This is a genomic window from Rahnella sp. P4_A8, from assembly GCF_056402435.1.
Genome location: NZ_JBFUHK010000144.1, coordinates 1 through 3,171, shown reverse-complemented (window position 1 = coordinate 3,171; position 3,171 = coordinate 1). Strand labels below are relative to the sequence as shown.

The 3,171-nt window shown below is 50.9% G+C and carries 3 protein-coding genes; all 3 read left to right on the top strand.

The window, feature by feature from the left end; translation table 11 throughout:
• Positions 1-49: 49 nt before the first annotated feature.
• The 3 genes from baeR to trhP all read left to right on the top strand — a co-directional run bounded on the left by baeR (position 50) and on the right by trhP (position 2,843).
• Complete coding sequence (baeR, locus tag AC1DUO_RS23830) at positions 50-769, top strand: envelope stress response regulator BaeR (RefSeq protein WP_037036367.1); 720 nt, start codon at positions 50-52, stop codon at positions 767-769.
• A gap of 154 nt (positions 770-923) precedes the next feature.
• Entirely contained in the window at positions 924-1,271 is a 348-nt protein-coding gene (locus tag AC1DUO_RS23825) for a YegP family protein (RefSeq protein ID WP_013574406.1), read from the top strand.
• 186 nt (positions 1,272-1,457) lie between these two features.
• Positions 1,458-2,843: a prephenate-dependent tRNA uridine(34) hydroxylase TrhP gene (gene trhP, locus AC1DUO_RS23820; protein ID WP_013574405.1), complete on the top strand. Its 1,386-nt coding sequence runs from the start codon at positions 1,458-1,460 to the stop codon at positions 2,841-2,843.
• Positions 2,844-3,171 lie beyond the last annotated feature (328 nt).

Genomic DNA, 3,171 nt, shown 5'->3' with positions numbered 1-3,171 from the left:
CATTACCATCGTCCTGCCCCTTTCTGTTCCACATGGCCTGAGACACTGAATGAACGACTCTGTACTGTCCGGCCCTGCGCCGTTGAAAATTCTGATCGTGGAAGATGAACCTAAACTCGCCCAGTTGCTGATCGACTACCTGGAAGCCGCCGGCTATGCCACCCAATGGTTACCGGACGGGCACGACGTGATTACGCTGGTTAAAAATCAGCCACCGGCGCTGATCCTTCTGGATCTGATGCTGCCGGGCAGCAGTGGCCTGTCGATTTGCCGCGATATCCGCCAGTTCTCTGATGTCCCGATCATGATGGTGACCGCCAAAACCGAAGAGATCGACCGCCTGCTTGGCCTGGAAATCGGTGCCGATGATTACATTTGCAAGCCGTACAGCCCGCGGGAAGTGGTCGCGCGCGTGAAAGTGATCCTGCGCCGTTGTGTACGTCCGGATGAGCACGTGGCAAAAGAAACCGGTCTGCATATTGATGAAGCCCGCTTTCAGGCGACATTCCAGGGGCACGAACTGGAGCTGACGCCAGCGGAATTCCGCCTGCTGAAAACCCTGTCCGTCAAACCGGGTTACGTTTTTACCCGCGAAGTGCTGCTCAATAATCTCTACGACGATTACCGCGTTGTGACCGATCGCACCATCGACAGCCACATCAAAAATCTGCGTCGCAAACTCGAATCACTGGACGGCGAAAAGGCGTTTATCCGCGCGGTATACGGCGTCGGTTACCGCTGGGAAGCGGAGCCCTGCCATTTGGTTTAACGCGCTTCTGGCCGGCAATTGAGTTTTGTAAAGTTGCTGAAAGTCTGTCGGCCAGTTCACATTTCATGCCTTAAATTTCTCCTGTCTCCGCGAAAAAGTTTCCTTTAACTACACTTATCTCTGGAAAATAACCCCTCTGATGGAGATTACCTTTATGGCTAATGGTCACTATGATCTGAAAAAAGCGAAGAATGGACAGTTTCACTTTAACCTGAAGGCCGGGAACGGAGAGATTATCCTCACCAGTGAAATGTATGCCAGCAAAGCCTCGGCCGAAAACGGCATTTCATCGGTTCAAACCAACGCACCTGACGAAGCGCAGTACGAAGTCAAACCCTCGAAAGACGGCCAGTTCTACTTTGTGCTGAAAGCAAAAAATCATCAGGTGATCGGCGTGAGCGAAATGTACTCAACGGAAAGTGCATCGAAGAAAGGCGTTCAGTCGGTCGTGAAAAACGGTACCAGTACCGATATCCGTGATCTTACCCAGCAAACCGCCTGACCTGATTGTCCTGAGGCTGCCACATTCCCTGTTGTAGCCTCAGGATGCAAAAATTGATCTGCCCCCGTAAAACCTCAAATACCCACACGAACTGGCTGCTTTTGATCAACTCAGACGTTACAATTCCGACCTTTCGTCGCCCCGCATCCGGGACGGCCCTGACTTGTGATCAGACTGAGATTGACTATGTTTACCCGCGATTCTTTTGTTCCGGAACTGCTGTCCCCTGCCGGCTCCCTGAAAAACATGCGTTACGCTTTTGCTTACGGTGCCGATGCAGTTTATGCCGGTCAGCCGCGCTACAGCCTGCGCGTACGTAATAACGAATTTAACCACCAGAATCTGGAGACCGGCATCAACGAAGCCCATGCTCTGGGTAAAAAATTCTATGTGGTAGTGAATATCGCCCCCCATAACGCCAAGCTGAAAACCTTTATCCGTGATTTACAGCCGGTCATCGATATGGGGCCGGATGCCCTGATTATGTCCGATCCTGGCCTTATCATGATGGTGCGGGAAGCGTTTCCGCAGATGGATATTCACCTGTCGGTGCAGGCCAACGCCGTTAACTGGGCGACAGTAAAATTCTGGAAACAAATGGGGCTGACGCGGGTGATTTTATCCCGCGAATTGTCGCTGGAAGAGATCGCTGAAATCCGCGCCCAGGTGCCGGACATGGAAATCGAAATCTTCGTGCACGGCGCACTGTGCATGGCGTATTCAGGCCGCTGCCTGCTTTCCGGTTACATCAATAAACGCGATCCCAATCAGGGAACCTGCACCAACGCCTGTCGTTGGGAATATAAGGTTCAGGAAGGCAAAGAAGACGCCATCGGCAATATCGTGCATCAGTACGAGCCAATCCCCGTTCAACAGGTTGAAGCCGCCGAACCGACATTAGGCATCGGCCAGCCGACGGATAGAGTCTTTATGCTGGAAGAAGCGATGCGTCCGGGCGAATATATGAGTGCGTTTGAAGACGAACACGGCACTTATATTATGAATTCCAAGGATCTGCGGGCGATACAGCACGTGGAAACCCTGACCAAAATGGGTGTGCACTCGCTTAAAATCGAAGGCCGTACCAAATCCTTCTACTATTGCGCCCGCACCGCACAGGTTTATCGCCGCGCCATTGACGATGCAGTCGCCGGAAAACCTTTTGACCCGACTCTGCTTTCAACGCTGGAAGGCCTGGCGCATCGCGGTTACACCGAAGGTTTCCTGCGCCGTCATACGCATGACGCACAACAGAACTACGAATACGGTTTCTCCGTCAGCGACCGCCAGCAGTTTGTCGGTGAATTCACCGGTAACCGTAAGGATGGTTGGGCAGAAATCGACGTGAAAAATAAGTTCAGCGTCGGCGACAGTGTGGAAATGATGACGCCGCAGGGTAACGTTCAGTTCACACTGGAAGCGCTGCGCAACAAAAAAGGTCAGCCGACCGACGTGGCGCCGGGTAATGGCCACTTCGTATATGTCGCGTTGCCGGAAGATGTCAGCCTGGAATTCGCTATTTTGTTGCGTAATCTGGAAGAAACCGACACCCGGAATCCGCATTCAAAATAAGGAATTCTTCGAAAACAAGAATTCGATCACATCTATTTTTAGGGTGGTTGGTTAATATGCATTCGCAATTTACTTCGAATGCAAAATAAAGCACCGGACTATACCAGGAACCACCTCCTTGGCCAGCTCAATCTCCCTTGAGCTGGCTTTTCTTTTGGTATTCGGGCAATTCTCTGTTCTCCCATTCAGTGAACAAATAACCTCTTTCCGCCCTCAAAATAAAAAATCATTTGCAGATAAATAAGTGTTTTATTGAATGACTTTAACTGCAATTATTTAATACCAGAAAGAATGCTTCACTGATTTATCCGATAGCCAAATACGGTCA